This is a genomic window from Pseudomonas sp. R1-15 (genome assembly GCF_051132085.1).
Taxonomy (GTDB): Bacteria; Pseudomonadota; Gammaproteobacteria; order Pseudomonadales; family Pseudomonadaceae; genus Aquipseudomonas.
The window spans coordinates 5,504,311-5,518,746 of sequence record NZ_CP071660.1 but is presented as its reverse complement, the minus strand read 5'-3'; the positions used below and the strand labels follow the sequence as shown (position 1 = coordinate 5,518,746).

Genomic DNA, 14,436 nt, shown 5'->3' with positions numbered 1-14,436 from the left:
CTCCTGCGCAGCGGCAGGGCTGCCGCGTCCGACCCGGCATGGTAGCGCAGACAGAGGCAGATAGGGGGCTGCGCTGAAGCGATCGCGAGCAGGCTCACTCCCACAGAGATCGACGGCAACCGCAGATCCACTGTGGGAGCGAGCCTGCTCGCGATGAGGCCCGATCAGCCGCCGATGATCCCGCCATCCTCGCGCGTAATCACCATCACTGACGACCGTGGCTTGCCATTGGGCAGGTGCTCGGGGAACGTCGAACCGCCGTTTTCCCCAGGGTGCTGGATGCCCACGAACAAGGTCTTGTAGTCCGGCGCGAAGCTGATCCCGGTGACCTCACAACCCACCGGTCCGACCATGAAGCGGCGGATCTCACCGCTGTTGGGGTCGGCGCAGAGCATCTGGTTGTTGCCCATGCCGGCGAAATCCCCGGCGTTGCTTGAGTCGCCATCGGTCTGGATCCACAGCCGGCCGGCTTTGTCGAAGCCCAGGCCGTCGGGGCTGTTGAACATGTTCTGGGCATTGACGTTGGACGATCCGGCCTTGGGCGTGCCGGCATGCACCGTCGGGTTACCGGCGACCACGAACAGATCCCACTCGAAGGTCTTGGAGGCGTGATCGTCGCGGTCGGTGCGCCAGCGCAAAATCTGCCCGTAGACGTTTTTGGCCCGAGGGTTGGGCCCGTCCACCGGTTGGCCTTCTTCGCCGCGCTTGGAGTTGTTGGTCAGCGTGCAATAGACCTGGCCATCCTTCGGGCTCACCACGATCCACTCCGGGCGGTCCATGCGGGTGGCGTCAACGGCAGTGGCGGCCAGGCGTGCATGAATCAATACTTCAGCCTGGTCGTTGAAGCCCTTGCCGGCGTCGAGGCCATTCTTGCCATGGGTCAGTTCGATCCACTGGCCCTTGCCTTTCGGATGGTCCGGGTTGCCGTCGCCGGCGTCGAAGCGCGCCACATACAACGTGCCGTGGTCCAGCAGGTCGCGGTTGGCCTTGGGATTGCGGCGGTCGATGCGATCGCGGCTGACGAACTTGTAGATGAACTCGCCACGCTCGTCGTCGCCCATGTACACAACGGCGCGCCCGTCATGGGTTTTCGCCAGCGCGGCGTTTTCGTGTTTGAAGCGGCCCAGGGCGGTGCGTTTTACCGGCGTGGACTTCGGATCGAACGGGTCGATTTCAACCACCCAGCCGTGACGATTGAGCTCGTTGGGGTTTTTCGCCAGGTCGAAACGCGGATCGTACAGATGCCAGTTGATTTCGCGGCTGGTGACGGTAGCGCCGTAGCGCTTTTGCGCCTCATCGAACTTCAGATCGGCGTTGCTGCTGCCGAAGCAGTCGGTGAAGTTTTCTTCACAGGTCAGGTAGGTGCCCCACGGCGTCATGCCGTTAGCGCAGTTCTGGAACGTCCCCAGCGCTTTTTTGCCGCTTTTGTCGGCGCTGGTTTTCATCAGGTCGTGACCGGCAGCCGGGCCGCCCAGGCGAATCGGCGTGTTGCCATGGATCCTGCGGTTGTAGCGCGAATCCTGGACAAATTGCCACTGGCCACGGCGCCGCTGGATCTCGATGACCGATACGCCCTCGCTGGCCTGGGCCTTGTGTACGTCTTCGGCGGACTGCGGCTGGCCGCCATGGGGGAAGAGGTAGCGGTAGTTGGTGTATTCGTTGTTGATCGCCATCAGCGCCCGGTTGTCCTCGCCGGGAAACGGGAACAGGCTCATGCCGTCGTTGTTGTCACCGAACTGCATTTCCTGGGCGCGGGCGGTGCCATTGCCGCTGGGGTCGAATGCCGGGGCATTTTTTTGCAGTGGCTGGCCCCAACTGATCAGCACCGAGGCTTTGTAGCCTGGCGGCAAGGTAATGGTGTCGGTCGTGGCGGCGGCAATGCTGTCAAAGCCCAGCAACCTTTTGTTGCCTTCGCTCACGGCGGCGGCCATGACGCTGCGGCTCAGCAGGTTGCCGCCCAGGAACATCGCCGCGCCGCACAGAGCGCCTGCGCCGATGAAGCGGCGACGGCTCAGGCCGACGATCTTTTCCAGGTCGGTGGATTGGTTCTCTTCTAATAGGCTCATCATCAGGCTCCCTGCTGGTTTTGGCAGTCACCTTAAAGCGGGTCGATGAAGTTTATGTTTCAGCGCGCTACAACGGTGTGCCGAGCAGCACATTTGCAGGGGAAAAACGCACTTGCACCGGTGAGCCGGCGTCGAGGTTTCGTTCAACCAGCTCAAGCGGGTCTGCAAGGGCACACAACGTTTGGCCGTTGGGCAAGCCGATGCGCACTTCATTGGGGCCATCCGCAGCGACCGCGATGTGCTCGATCACGCCTTGCAGACTGTTGGCCGAGCAATCGTCCGGCTGGTCGAGTGGATACAACGTCAGCCAGCCGGCCTTGATCAGGGCCACCACTTCGGTACCGAGGCCCAGCTCCAGGCGCAGTGCGCTGTCGTGGGTGATCTGCGCGTCGATGAGCAAGCCGCGCGCCAGTTCCAGGTGTATCCGGTCGTTGTGGCCCTGGGCCTGGATGCCGACGACCTTGCCATGCAGTTGGTTGCGCGCGCTGGTGCGCAACATCAGGCGGCTGAGCAGGCCCAGGTCACCGGCGTTCTCGCTCGCTTCAAGCAACTGCGCCTGCAATGCCTGCAAACGCTGATAAAGACGCAGCACGCGCAGGCCCTCTTCCGACAGTTTCGCGCCACCGCCGCCCTTGCCGCCAACGCTGCGCTCGACCAATGGCCGGTCCGCCAGGTTGTTCAACTCATCGATCGCATCCCAGGCCGCCTTGTAGCTCAGCCCGGCACTTTTCGCGGCCCGCGTGATGGAGCCCTGCTCGGCGATGTGCTGTAACAGGGCGATGCGTTGTGGACGGCGGACGATATGTTGGCTCAACAGCGTAGGCAATGACATGGTGCAAACCCTGTACGGGACGGATGCAGGACGTTGGCGCCTCGGCCACTGCACGTCAAGCCGGATCACCGGGTTTCGGCGTGCGCGCCAGGCAATACACATCGACCCGTGCGGCACCGGCATCGAGCAGCAACCGGGCCAGTGCCTGGGCCGTGGCGCCAGTGGTGAGTACATCATCGACCAGCGCCAGGTGACGGTTGTCCAACGTCGCGCCGGGTGCTAAGGCAAAGGCCTGGCGCAGGTTCCGGCGCCGGGCCCGGGCATCCAGGACCTGTTGGGCCGGGGTGTCCTGGACGCGCAACAGCAGGTCGTCTTCGCAAGGGATCCGCAGCGCTGCGCTGAGCCAGCGGGCCAGCAGCGTCGCCTGGTTGAAGCCGCGCTGGCGCAAGCGCCCCGCCGCCAGCGGCACTGGCACCAGCGCATCGGGCCGCTCCAGGTCTTCGTCGAAATGGTGCTGCAGCGATTGCGCCAGCAACTCGCCAAGTAGTCGACCGAGGGGCCATTTTGCCTGGTGCTTGAAGCGGGTAATCAGGCTGTCCACCGGAAAGTCGTAGGCCCATGGGGCCAGGACCCGCTCGAAAGCCGGAGGCCGCGCGGCGCATTGGCCGCAACGGAGCCCGGCCATGGGCAGCGGCAGGGCGCAAACGGCGCAATGCTCGCCGAGCCAGGGCAGTTCGCTCTCGCAAGGGGTGCAGATGGGTTGCAAGGTGTCGGTGGACTCGCCGCACAATAGACAAAGTTGTTTGTTTTTTAACCAGATGTAAACCGGGCCTTTGTATCGTGGTTGACAGCGCATGGCTCTTCCTTAAATATGCCGAACATCCGTGTCGCGCCTGTGGGTATTGCGTCCCTCAAGCGCCAGCCAAGCATAATCAAGGAAATGCCCATGAGCGCCAGCACCACTGCCAACCTGCGTCATGACTGGTCTTTGGCCGAAGTCAAAGCACTCTTTGTCCAGCCATTCAATGACCTGCTCTTCCAGGCGCAGACCGTGCACCGCGCGCACTTCGACGCCAACCGCGTCCAGGTTTCGACCCTGCTGTCGATCAAGACCGGCGCCTGCCCGGAAGATTGCAAATATTGTCCGCAGTCCGGCCACTACAACACCGGGCTGGAAAAAGAGAAATTGCTGGAAGTGCAGAAGGTCCTTGAAGAGGCCGCGCGCGCCAAGGCCATCGGTTCGACCCGTTTCTGCATGGGCGCGGCGTGGAAACATCCGTCGGCCAAGGACATGCCCTACGTGCTGGAGATGGTCAAGGGGGTCAAGGCCATGGGCCTGGAGACCTGCATGACCCTGGGGCGTCTCGACCAAGAGCAGACCGAAGCGCTGGCCCAGGCCGGCCTGGATTATTACAACCACAACCTCGACACCTCGCCGGAGTTCTACGGCAGCATCATCACCACCCGCACCTACAGCGAGCGCCTGCAAACCCTGGCGTATGTACGGGATTCGGGGATGAAGATCTGTTCCGGCGGGATCCTGGGCATGGGCGAGTCCCTGGACGACCGCGCCAACCTGCTGATCCAGCTGGCCAACCTGCCGGAGCATCCAGAGTCGGTGCCGATCAACATGCTGGTGAAAGTCGCCGGCACGCCGCTGGAAAATGCCGAGGACGTCGACCCGTTCGATTTCATCCGCATGCTCGCCGTGGCGCGCATCCTCATGCCGAAATCCCATGTGCGCTTGTCTGCTGGCCGCGAAGCCATGAACGAGCAGATGCAGGCCTTGGCGTTCTTCGCTGGCGCCAATTCGATTTTCTACGGTGACAAATTGCTGACCACCGCCAACCCGCAGGCCGACAAGGACATGCAACTATTTGCGCGCTTGGGCATCCAGCCGGAAGCTCGCGAAGAGCATGCCGATGAAGTGCATCAGGCGGCCATCGAGCAGGCGCTGGTGGAGCAGAAGAGCAGCGAGCAGTTCTATAACGCAGCTGTTTGATTGCTCACCGATTCCCTGACTGGAATGCAAGACGCTGTGGGAGCCGGCTCGCTCCCACCGGGGTCTTTGGCCAGTCTTTAAACAGTTGAGGCCTGCATGCCCTTCGATCTTGCCGCACGCCTGGCTGCCCGTCGTGCCGAAAACCTCTATCGCCAGCGTCCGCTGCTTGAAAGCCCCCAAGGCCCGCAAGTGGTGGTGGATGGCCAGCCCTTGCTGGCGTTCTGCAACAACGACTACCTGGGCCTGGCCAATCACCCGCAGGTGATCGAGGCCTGGCGTGCCGGCGCGTCGCGTTGGGGCGTCGGTGGCGGTGCGTCGCATCTGGTGATCGGCCACAGCGGCCCTCATCACGCCGTGGAAGAGGCGCTGGCCGACTTGACCGGCCGGCCCCGGGCACTGTTATTCACTACCGGCTACATGGCCAACCTTGGTGCCGTCACGGCGCTGGTCGGACAGGGCGACACGGTGTTGCAGGACCGGCTCAACCACGCGTCGTTGCTCGACGCCGGGCTGTTGTCCGGTGCTCGTTTCAGCCGTTACTTGCACAACGATGCCCAAAGCCTGGCGACCCGCCTGGAAAAAGCCATCGGCAATACCCTGGTGGTCACTGACGGCGTGTTCAGCATGGACGGCGACATCGCCGACCTGCCGGCTCTTGCCCGCGCAGCACGGGCCAAGGGCGCCTGGCTCATGGTCGACGATGCCCATGGCTTCGGCACGCTGGGTGCCACCGGCGGCGGTGTCGTCGAGCATTTCGGCCTGAGCCAGGAAGACGTACCGGTCCTGGTAGGGACGCTGGGCAAGGCGTTCGGCACCGCCGGGGCATTTGTTGCCGGCAGCGAAGAATTGATCGAGAGCCTGATCCAGTTCGCGCGCCCCTACATCTACACCACCAGCCAGCCACCGGCGTTGGCCTGCGCCACGCTCAAGAGCCTTGAGTTGCTGCGCAGGGAGCATTGGCGGCGTGAGCATCTGCAATTGCTGATCCGCCAGTTCCGCCACGGTGCCGAGCAGATCGGCTTGCAATTGATGGACAGCTTCACGCCGATCCAGCCCATCCTGATCGGCGACGCGGGACGGGCGATGCGGCTGTCGCAGATGCTGCGCGAGCGCGGGCTGATGGTCACCGCGATCCGCCCACCCACCGTGCCGGCCGGCAGCGCTCGGCTGCGTGTGACGTTGACCGCTGCCCACAGCGAAGCCCAGGTACAATTATTGTTGAATGCACTGGCCGATTGTTTTGCGCAACTGGGAGCGGAGCCAAGCCATGCGTGATCGACTGATATTGCTGCCCGGCTGGGGCTTGGGCGTTTCGCCCCTCGAACCGCTGGCGGCGGCCCTGCAAGGGCTCGATGAGCACTTGCAAGTGGAAATCGAGCCATTGCCTGCACTGGTGTCGAGCGACCTCGGTGAATGGCTCGATGAACTGGATGCCACGTTGCCCCAGGATGCCTGGCTGGGCGGCTGGTCCCTGGGCGGGATGCTGGCCGCGGAACTGGCGGCACGTCGGGGCGAGCGTTGCTGTGGCCTGCTGACCCTGGCGAGCAACGTGTCTTTTGTGGCCCACCAGCATTGGCCGAGCGCGATGCCCGCTGACACTTTCGATGGATTTCTCGCCGGATGCGCCGCCGATCCGCGCCAGACCCTCAAACGCTTCAGCTTGCTGTGTGCGCAAGGCTGTGGCGACCCGCGCGGGTTGTCGCGATTGCTGCTGGCCGGCGCGCCGAACACCTCGCCTGAGGTATTGATGGCCGGGCTCGAACTGTTGGCGCGACTGGACACGGGGGGTGCCTTGCAGGGTTTTCGAGGCCCGCAATTGCATCTGTTTGCCGGGCTCGACGCGCTGGTGCCTGCCGAGGCTGCGGGAGAACTGCTGGCGATGCTGCCAGATGTCGAAATCGGTCTGATTGAACAGGCTGGCCACGGATTCCCACTGGAGGACCCCCACGGCGTGGCGGGGGCGATCCAGGCTTTCCTGCATGAGTCCGGTGATGACTGATTTATCTATTGTGAAGTTGCCGGGCGCCTTGCCCGACAAACGTCAGGTCGCGGCCTCGTTCTCCCGGGCGGCGGCCAGCTATGACAGCGTCGCTGAACTGCAGCGCGACGTCGGACAGCAATTACTGTCGCGGCTGCCCGTCTCGTTTATGCCGGGACGCTGGTTGGACATGGGGTGTGGCACCGGTTATTTCACCCGCGCCCTTGGTGCGCGGTTCGGTGAAGGGTCGGGTGTTGCGCTGGATATCGCCGAAGGCATGCTCAACCGCGCCCGTCCTCAAGGCGGCGCCGCGCATTTCATCGCCGGTGATGCCGAGCGGCTGCCGTTGCAGTCGGCCAGCTGTGACCTGGTGTATTCCAGCCTCGCGGTGCAATGGTGTGGCGATTTTGCCTCGGTATTGAGCGAGTCCTATCGTGTTCTGAAACCCGGTGGGATGTTTGCCTTCACCAGCCTGTGTGTCGGCACGTTATACGAGTTGCGTGACAGCTGGCGTGAAGTGGATGGCCTGGTACACGTCAACCGTTTCCGCGCATTCGATACCTATAGACAGCTGGCCGACGCCAGCGGGTTGCGCGTCGTCAGCCTGGAGAATCGCCCGCATGTTCTGCATTATCCCGATGTACGTGCCCTGACCCACGAATTGAAAGCATTGGGTGCGCACAATCTGAATCCTGGTCGTCCCGGTGGGTTGACGGGCAGGGCGAGAATTTTCGCGCTGGTCCAGGCCTATGAAAAGTATCGCCAGGCCCAGGGCCTGCCGGCCACTTACCAGGTGGTCTACGCCGTGCTGGAGAAACCGCTATGAGCCAGGCTTATTTCATCACCGGCACCGACACGGACGTGGGCAAGACCACCGTTGCGGCGGGGCTGCTGCACGCGGCCAGGCGGGCCGGCATGAGCACCGCCGCGGGCAAGCCCGTAGCCTCTGGTTGCGCAGTGACGCCCAAGGGCCTGCGCAACGCCGATGCCTTGGCCCTGTTGGCCGAATGTTCGGTGCCATTGACTTATGCACAGGTCAATCCGGTGGCATTCGAACCGGCGATCGCACCTCACCTGGCCGCCCGGGAAGCTGGCGTGGCATTGACCGTGCAATCCTTGCTCGGGCCGATGCGCGAGGTGCTGGCTCTGGATGCGGATTTCACCTTGATCGAAGGCGCGGGCGGCTGGCGTGTGCCGCTGGCCGGGCAAGACAATCTTTCCGATCTTGCGATAGCGTTGGGCCTGCCGGTGATCCTGGTGGTGGGGGTACGCCTGGGCTGCATCAGCCACGCGTTGCTGACCGCCGAGGCTATCGCCCGGGACGGCTTGCCACTGGCCGGCTGGGTAGCAAACATCATCGATCCGGCAACGTCGCGCATGGAAGAAAACCTCGCGACCCTCGCCGAACGGCTGCCGGCGCCCTGCCTGGGCAGAGTCGCGCGAATCAAGGACGTGACGGCCGAGGCGGTGGCCGAACATCTGCAACTGGATCTGCTGGACTGACCTCGAACCAAGGTTTTGGCTATGACGCGGCACTGTGCCATTAGTGTTTTTGTCGAGCCTTTTCCCAAGGCATCTGGTTCAATGCCCGTGTCGACCCTTCAAGAAGACCCTCCCTGCCATGGAAATCTCAGGAAACACCGCGTTCTATGCCGGTCTGAGCACGATTCAGACAGGGCAGTACCGCGTTGATCAGGCCTCTAGCCAGATTGCCAACAACACGATCGAGCGCTCGGTCACCAGCCAGTCCTCCGACGTTCAGGTGGATCGCCTGCGTTCGGTGGATCGCAGTCAGCAATCGGACCTGACCAGCAACATGGTCGAAATGGCCCAAGGCAAGTTCCAGGTGCAACTGGGGGTGAACGTTGCCAAGGCTTCCGACGAAATGCTCGGAACGTTGATCGATACGTTCGCCTGACTCTGCCGTACAGATGTAGTAAAAACGCCGCGATCCATTCGCGGCGTTTTCGTCTCTAACTCTTTCTTCCTCAACTAATCTTTCACTGCGCGAGCCGTGCCTCTGCTTGGCGATGGATTTTTCGCGGCCGAAATTTCCTGCAGGGACGATGACGAACGGCAAAAGATCGCCGCTTGACAAGGTATGGGCGTAAACGTATGTTTCAAACAGCTGTTTGATCGCTATAACAAATCCACGCGGTCGTTCATTCCCGGTTACATCAGCAGAGGTTTATCGCTATGCCTGACTACAAGGCCCCCTTGCGTGATATTCGCTTCGTTCGTGACGAACTGCTCGGCTACGAAGCGCATTATCAGAGCCTTCCAGCGTGCCAGGAGGCAACTCCGGACATGGTTGACGCCATCCTCGAAGAAGGCGCCAAGTTCTGTGAGCAGGTGCTGGCGCCGCTGAACCGCGTGGGTGATCTCGAAGGTTGCACCTGGAGCGAGTCCGGCGTGAAAACCCCGACCGGCTTCAAGGAAGCCTACAAGCAATTTGTCGAAGGCGGCTGGCCGAGCCTGGCCCATGACGTGGCGCACGGTGGCCAAGGCCTGCCGGAATCCCTGGGCCTGGCAGTCAGCGAGATGGTCGGCGAAGCCAACTGGTCGTGGGGCATGTACCCGGGCCTGTCCCATGGCGCGATGAACACCATTTCCGAGCACGGTACCCCCGAGCAGCAAGAGGCTTACCTGACCAAGCTGGTATCCGGCGAATGGACCGGCACCATGTGCCTGACCGAACCGCACTGCGGCACCGACCTGGGCATGTTGCGCACCAAGGCCGAACCTCAGGCCGACGGCTCCTACAAAGTGACCGGCACCAAGATCTTCATCTCGGCCGGCGAACACGACATGGCCGACAACATCGTCCACATCGTGCTGGCGCGCCTGCCGGACGCACCGGCTGGCACCAAAGGTATCTCGCTGTTCATCGTTCCGAAATTCCTGCCTGAGGCCGACGGCTCCATCGGCCAGCGCAACGCAGTCAGCTGTGGCTCCCTGGAACACAAGATGGGCATCCACGGCAACGCCACCTGCGTGATGAACTTCGACGCGGCCACCGGTTTCCTGATCGGCCCGGCGAACAAAGGCCTGAACTGCATGTTCACCTTCATGAACACCGCTCGCCTGGGTACTGCGCTGCAAGGCCTGGCCCACGCCGAAATCGGTTTCCAGGGTGGCCTGAAGTACGCTCGCGACCGCCTGCAGATGCGTTCCCTGACCGGCCCGAAAGCACCGGACAAGGCCGCCGACCCGATCATCGTGCACCCAGACGTGCGTCGCATGTTGCTGACCATGAAAGCCTTCGCCGAGGGCAACCGGGCGATGGTGTACTTCACCGCCAAGCAGGTCGACATCGTCAAGTACGGCGTGGATGAAGAAGAGAAGAAGAAGGCTGACGCCCTGCTGGCGTTCATGACCCCGATCGCCAAGGCGTTCATGACCGAAGTCGGCTTCGAATCGGCCAACCACGGCGTGCAGATCTACGGCGGCCACGGCTTCATCGCCGAGTGGGGCATGGAGCAGAACGTGCGCGACAGCCGCATCTCGATGCTGTACGAAGGCACCACCGGCATCCAGGCGCTCGACCTGCTGGGCCGTAAAGTGTTGATGACCCAGGGCGAGGCGCTCAAGGGCTTCACCAAGATCGTCCACAAGTTCTGCCAGGGCAACGAAGGCAACGAAGCCGTCAAGGAATTCGTCGAGCCGTTGGCTGCACTGAACAAGGAATGGGGCGAACTGACCATGAAGGTCGGCATGGCCGCCATGAAGGATCGCGAAGAAGTCGGCGCGGCCTCGGTGGACTACCTGATGTACTCCGGTTACGCCTGCCTGGCTTACTTCTGGGCCGACATGGCGCGCCTGGCTGCGGAAAAACTGGCGGCCGGCACGACCGAAGAAGCGTTCTACACCGCCAAGCTGCAAACCGCGCGCTTCTACTTCCAGCGCATCCTGCCGCGCACCCGCACCCACGTGGCGACCATGTTGTCGGGCGCCAACAATCTTATGGACATGAAAGAAGAAGACTTCGCGCTGGGCTACTAAGCCTTAAGCGTTTCTTCAAAAAGCCGCTGCTTCTTCGGGAGCAGCGGCTTTTTCATGTTTGTCATAACCCCAGTCAGGCCATCGACAAACCCGTGGCGAGGGAGCTTGCTCCCGCTGGGCTGCGAAGCGGCCCCCAAACCTGCCGAATACGGAGCATCCGACACACCGCGCCCGCCGGTTTACGACTGCTTCGCAGCCGAGCGGGAGCAAGCTCCCTCGCCACAGGGGAACCATGGCGATCCTGAAACAATATTCATCGAACCGGACCCTAAGAAAACTTCCTGCCCTGCCGTTACAGCGACGGCAGTGTGACATCTGTCACCTCTCGCGTGCCTTACTGCTCCAGTTGCAGGCACAATGCCATCTTTGATCAGCCGGGTCGGAGCTTTACCCTTGCCGCGTCTTTCCGTAATGCGCTTCAGCCATTTCCTACCATCGACAGTGCTTTTACTGGCGGGGCTCGCGGCTGCCTACGTCAAGGACCTGAACGTCTTCTTCACATCATTGTTCAACGTGCTTCCTACGCTGGTGTTGTTGTTGGGCGGGGCGTACTGCTCCGTTTACCGACGTCAGCGCGAACTGTTTCTGATGGTCACGGTGTACATCGCTTATTTCCTGCTGGATACCCAGACCGACTTCTATCGCGATAACGGCAAGGTGCGCGAAGACGCGGCGGTGGTTTTCCATCTGGTCTGCCTTCTGCTGCCGCTGTTGTTCGGGCTGTTCGCGGCATGGCAGGAGCGCACGCATCTGTTCCAGGACATGGTGGCGCGTTTCGCGGTGCTGCTGGCCTTTGGTGGCGTGGCCCTGGCCCTGGAGCAAAGCTTTCCCCAGGCCCTGCTGCTGTGGCTTTCGGAAATACGTTGGCCGGCGCTGCATGGTGCCTGGATGAGCCTGATCCAATTGTCATACCCGGTGTTTGCCGCTGCGTTCGTGCTGCTGGCCTGGCAATACTGGCGTAACCCGCGGCCCTTGCATGCGGCGCAGTTGGTGGGGTTGGTCGGGTTGTTCTGGATGCTGCCGAAGACGTTCATCTTGCCGTTCACCCTGAACATCATGTGCAGCCAGGTGATGCTGATGATCGCCGCCGCGGTTGCTCACGAGGCCTACCAGATGGCCTTCCGCGATGAGCTCACCGGCCTGCCGGGGCGCCGGGCGCTGAATGAACGCATGCAGCGCCTGGGTCGCAACTACGTGCTGGCGATGAGCGACGTGGATCACTTCAAGAAATTCAACGACACCCACGGTCACGATGTCGGCGATCAGGTGCTGCGCCTGGTGGCCAGCAAGCTGTCGAAAATCGGTGGCGGCGGCAGGGCTTATCGTTACGGCGGCGAGGAGTTTGCTCTGGTGTTTGCCGGCAAGACCATTGATGAATGCATGCCTCATCTGGAAGTCATCCGCCAGTCCATCGAGACGTACGCCATTCAACTGCGTAATCCCGACAATCGCCCCCAGGACGACCAGCAAGGGCGCCAACGTCGCTCCGGCAGCGGCGCCACCAGCGTATCGGTGACCGTCAGCATCGGCGTGGCCGAACGCGTGGACCAGCGCACGCCCGAGGAAGTGCTCAAGTCCGCCGACCAGGCGCTCTACAACGCCAAGGGGGCAGGGCGCAATTGTGTGATTGCCTTCGGCCAGAATCGTCGCGGCGCAGTGCGCATGGAGGCCGCCGCGGGTTGAGTGATGACGGCGCATTCAGCGTCTGGAGATTGATTGTGGGCCTTGGCGGCCGGCAGTAGGTTGGGATGATCTGCTACCGGAGAAAACCACCATGCCCGAGTACAAAGCCCCGCTGCGCGATATGCGTTTCCTGATCGACAACGTCTTTGATTTCCACGGTCGCTATGCCGAGTTGGGGGCCAGCGACGCCAGTCCGGACATGGTCAGCGCCATCCTCGAAGAAGGTGCCCGATTCTGTGAGAACGTGCTGGCTCCGCTTAATCGTCCGGGTGACGAAGAGGGCTGCCATTTCGATAACGGCGTGGTCACTACACCTACGGGCTTCAAGCAAGCTTTCGCGCAGTATGTGGAAGGCGGCTGGCACGGCCTGGCAGCGGATCCGGCTTATGGTGGCCAAGGCCTGCCCAGCTCGCTGGGGCTGGTGATCAGCGAGATGATCGGGTCGAGCAATACCTCCTGGGGCATGTACCCCGGCCTGACCCACGGCGCCATGTCGGCCATCCACGCTCACGGCACCGAACAGCAGAAACAGACCTACCTCAACAAGCTCACCGCCGGCCAGTGGACCGGCACCATGTGCCTGACCGAAGCCCACTGCGGCACTGACCTGGGCATCATCAAGACCCGCGCCGTGCCTCAGGCGGATGGTAGCTACGCGGTGACCGGCAGCAAAATCTTCATCAGTGCCGGCGAGCACGACATGAGCGACAACATCATTCACTTGGTGCTCGCCAAATTGCCGGATGCTCCCGCCGGGACCAAAGGCATCTCGTTGTTCATCGTGCCCAAGTTCCTGCCCGATGCAGCGGGCGAGGCCGGTGAGCGCAATGGTGTTTCCTGCGGTTCGATCGAGCACAAGATGGGCATCAAGGCGTCGGCCACGTGCGTGCTGAACTTCGATGGGGCCAAGGGTTTCCTGATCGGTGAACCGAACAAGGGCCTCAACTGCATGTTCACCATGATGAACCATGCCCGCCTCGGCACCGGCATGCAGGGCCTCTGCCTCGGCGAAGCGAGCTTCCAGGGCGCGGTCAAATACGCCAACGATCGCCTGCAGATGCGCTCTTTGACCGGCCCGAAGGCGCCGGAAAAAGTCGCCGACCCGATCATCGTCCATCCCGACGTACGTCGGATGCTGCTGACCATGAAAGCCTTCAACGAAGGCAACCGGGCGCTGACCTATTTCACCGCGCAACTGCTCGACACCGCGCATTTGAGCCGCGACGAAAGCGCCCGCCAGGAAGCCGAAGACCTGCTGGCCTTCCTCACCCCGATCTGCAAAGCCTTCATGACCGACACCGGGCTGGAAGTGACCAACCACGGCATGCAGGTCTTTGGCGGTCATGGCTTCATTCGTGAGTGGGGCATGGAGCAGCTGGTGCGTGATTGCCGGATCGCGCCGATCTATGAAGGCACCAACGGCATCCAGGCCCTGGACCTGCTGGGGCGCAAAGTGCTGGGTAGCCAGGGCAAGTTGCTGCGCGGTTTCACCAGAATCGTTCACAAATTCTGCGCTGCCAATGCCGGGCATCCGCAGCTCCAGGCTTTCATTGCGCAACTGGACGGGCTCAACCAGCAATGGGGCGAACTGACGACGCAGGTCGGCATGGCCGCCATGAAAAATCCGGATGAGGTGGGCGCCGCTTCGGTGGATTACCTGATGTACAGCGGCTATATCATTCTGGCCTATCTGTGGTTGCGCATGGCGTTGGTGGCCCAGGCGCAACTCGACAGCGGCACTGGAGACAGCGATTTCTGCCGGGCCAAGCTGGCGACGTGCGAGTTTTACTTCAAGCGCCTGCTGCCGCGTACGGCCGCCCATCGGGCTGCAATAGAGGCAGGGAGCGATTGCCTGATGAGGTTGCCGGCGGAGTTGTTTGCGCTTTGACAGGCTGAAACATTTCTCAGTGGCGAGGGAGCTCGCTCCCGCTGG

At 62.3% G+C, this 14,436-nt stretch carries 12 protein-coding genes; 9 read left to right on the top strand and 3 right to left on the bottom strand.

Annotated features, from left to right (window positions below; translation table 11 throughout):
* Positions 1-164: 164 nt before the first annotated feature.
* The 3 genes from J3P97_RS24985 to J3P97_RS24975 form a co-directional block, all read right to left on the bottom strand.
* A complete protein-coding gene (locus J3P97_RS24985; RefSeq protein ID WP_434672974.1) occupies positions 165-2,066 on the bottom strand; it encodes a PhoX family protein in 1,902 nt (633 codons plus the stop codon).
* 67 nt (positions 2,067-2,133) lie between these two features.
* The gene (locus J3P97_RS24980; protein ID WP_434672973.1) at positions 2,134-2,898 is read right to left on the bottom strand and encodes a TOBE domain-containing protein; all 765 of its coding nucleotides are present in this window, start codon (positions 2,896-2,898) and stop codon (positions 2,134-2,136) included.
* A 55-nt stretch (positions 2,899-2,953) separates the two neighbouring features.
* A complete protein-coding gene (locus tag J3P97_RS24975) occupies positions 2,954-3,694 on the bottom strand; it encodes a ComF family protein (protein ID WP_434672972.1) in 741 nt (246 codons plus the stop codon).
* Positions 3,695-3,784: 90 nt separating this feature from the next.
* On the opposite strand from J3P97_RS24975, the gene bioB reads away from it, so the two are divergent.
* The 9 genes from bioB to J3P97_RS24930 all read left to right on the top strand — a co-directional run bounded on the left by bioB (position 3,785) and on the right by J3P97_RS24930 (position 14,391).
* Entirely contained in the window at positions 3,785-4,840 is a 1,056-nt protein-coding gene (gene bioB, locus J3P97_RS24970) for a biotin synthase BioB (RefSeq protein WP_039590691.1), read from the top strand.
* A gap of 96 nt (positions 4,841-4,936) precedes the next feature.
* Positions 4,937-6,115, top strand: coding sequence for an 8-amino-7-oxononanoate synthase (gene bioF / locus J3P97_RS24965; RefSeq protein ID WP_434672971.1), 1,179 nt, complete (start codon positions 4,937-4,939; stop codon positions 6,113-6,115).
* Entirely contained in the window at positions 6,108-6,839 is a 732-nt protein-coding gene (locus J3P97_RS24960) for an alpha/beta fold hydrolase (RefSeq protein ID WP_434672970.1), read from the top strand. The genes bioF and J3P97_RS24960 overlap by 8 nt, the downstream gene beginning before the upstream one ends.
* On the top strand, positions 6,832-7,644 hold the full coding sequence (bioC, locus tag J3P97_RS24955) for a malonyl-ACP O-methyltransferase BioC (protein ID WP_434672969.1): 813 nt from the start codon (positions 6,832-6,834) through the stop codon (positions 7,642-7,644). Before J3P97_RS24960 ends, bioC begins: the two co-directional genes overlap by 8 nt.
* Positions 7,641-8,321: a dethiobiotin synthase gene (gene bioD, locus J3P97_RS24950; protein ID WP_434571368.1), complete on the top strand. Its 681-nt coding sequence runs from the start codon at positions 7,641-7,643 to the stop codon at positions 8,319-8,321. Before bioC ends, bioD begins: the two co-directional genes overlap by 4 nt.
* 118 nt (positions 8,322-8,439) lie before the next feature.
* Positions 8,440-8,736 (top strand): pyrroloquinoline quinone biosynthesis protein PqqE, encoded by a 297-nt coding sequence (locus tag J3P97_RS24945; RefSeq protein ID WP_305498355.1) that lies wholly within the window; start codon positions 8,440-8,442, stop codon positions 8,734-8,736.
* A 278-nt stretch (positions 8,737-9,014) separates the two neighbouring features.
* A complete protein-coding gene (locus tag J3P97_RS24940; protein WP_434571371.1) occupies positions 9,015-10,820 on the top strand; it encodes a phenylacyl-CoA dehydrogenase in 1,806 nt (601 codons plus the stop codon).
* Between the two features lie 393 nt (positions 10,821-11,213).
* Positions 11,214-12,503: a GGDEF domain-containing protein gene (locus J3P97_RS24935; RefSeq protein WP_305498358.1), complete on the top strand. Its 1,290-nt coding sequence runs from the start codon at positions 11,214-11,216 to the stop codon at positions 12,501-12,503.
* Positions 12,504-12,594: 91 nt separating this feature from the next.
* Positions 12,595-14,391: an acyl-CoA dehydrogenase C-terminal domain-containing protein gene (locus tag J3P97_RS24930; protein WP_434672968.1), complete on the top strand. Its 1,797-nt coding sequence runs from the start codon at positions 12,595-12,597 to the stop codon at positions 14,389-14,391.
* Positions 14,392-14,436 lie beyond the last annotated feature (45 nt).

Bases quoted from the DNA above. Each gene is read 5' to 3' on its own strand.
- bioF (WP_434672971.1), top strand. From the start codon at position 4,937: ATGCCCTTCGATCTTGCCGCACGCCTGGCTGCCCGTCGTGCCGAAAAC.
- J3P97_RS24980 (WP_434672973.1), bottom strand. From the start codon at position 2,898: ATGTCATTGCCTACGCTGTTGAGCCAACATATCGTCCGCCGTCCACAA.
- J3P97_RS24985 (WP_434672974.1), bottom strand. From the start codon at position 2,066: ATGAGCCTATTAGAAGAGAACCAATCCACCGACCTGGAAAAGATCGTC.
- J3P97_RS24960 (WP_434672970.1), top strand. From the start codon at position 6,108: ATGCGTGATCGACTGATATTGCTGCCCGGCTGGGGCTTGGGCGTTTCG.
- J3P97_RS24945 (WP_305498355.1), top strand. From the start codon at position 8,440: ATGGAAATCTCAGGAAACACCGCGTTCTATGCCGGTCTGAGCACGATT.
- bioB (WP_039590691.1), top strand. From the start codon at position 3,785: ATGAGCGCCAGCACCACTGCCAACCTGCGTCATGACTGGTCTTTGGCC.
- J3P97_RS24930 (WP_434672968.1), top strand. From the start codon at position 12,595: ATGCCCGAGTACAAAGCCCCGCTGCGCGATATGCGTTTCCTGATCGAC.
- J3P97_RS24975 (WP_434672972.1), bottom strand. From the start codon at position 3,694: ATGCGCTGTCAACCACGATACAAAGGCCCGGTTTACATCTGGTTAAAA.
- bioC (WP_434672969.1), top strand. From the start codon at position 6,832: ATGACTGATTTATCTATTGTGAAGTTGCCGGGCGCCTTGCCCGACAAA.
- J3P97_RS24940 (WP_434571371.1), top strand. From the start codon at position 9,015: ATGCCTGACTACAAGGCCCCCTTGCGTGATATTCGCTTCGTTCGTGAC.
- bioD (WP_434571368.1), top strand. From the start codon at position 7,641: ATGAGCCAGGCTTATTTCATCACCGGCACCGACACGGACGTGGGCAAG.